The 510-nt window shown below is 43.5% G+C and carries 2 tRNA genes; both read right to left on the bottom strand.

Annotated features, from left to right (window positions below):
* Positions 1 to 148: 148 nt before the first annotated feature.
* Positions 149 to 224, bottom strand: a tRNA-Ala gene (locus tag PRUB_RS00015).
* A gap of 115 nt (positions 225 to 339) precedes the next feature.
* Positions 340 to 416, bottom strand: a tRNA-Ile gene (locus tag PRUB_RS00010).
* Between the last annotated feature and the right edge of the window lie 94 nt (positions 417 to 510).

The following is a 510-nucleotide window of genomic DNA, read 5'->3' as shown; positions in this document are numbered from 1 at the left end:
AGAACAACAATTTTCATTGTCATTCCGAGAATTTAATATCAGCTTTCCAAATTTTTAAAGAGCAAGAGAATGACTTCTCAGAGTTAAAAACTCTCAGAGTACCAAATCGTTGGTAAGAGTGTTTATCTATGAGGAGTAGGTAGTAAAGTGGTGGAGCTAAGCAGGATCGAACTGCTGACCTCCTGCGTGCAAGGCAGGCGCTCTCCCAGCTGAGCTATAGCCCCACATTACTAGGAATAACATTGTTTTGAACCGAGCTTCTTTTTGAGGCCAGGCATTAAGTGAGGACGTTTAGTGTTTTCTAAACGACGAGCTTAATAACGCAGCATCGGGAAGAAGTGGTGGGTCTGAGTAGACTTGAACTACCGACCTCACGCTTATCAGGCGTGCGCTCTAACCAGCTGAGCTACAGACCCAAACAATGTTTGTGTTCTCTAATTCTAATCAACAATCATCTGTGTGGACACTTCGAACAAATCAGTTCTAAGTCGATAAGGAGGTGATCCAGCC

Source organism: Pseudoalteromonas rubra (assembly GCF_000238295.3).
In the GTDB taxonomy this organism is placed as follows: Bacteria; Pseudomonadota; Gammaproteobacteria; order Enterobacterales; family Alteromonadaceae; genus Pseudoalteromonas; species Pseudoalteromonas rubra.
Note: the sequence above shows the minus strand (reverse complement) of the source record. Positions and strands in the feature narration are given on the sequence as shown.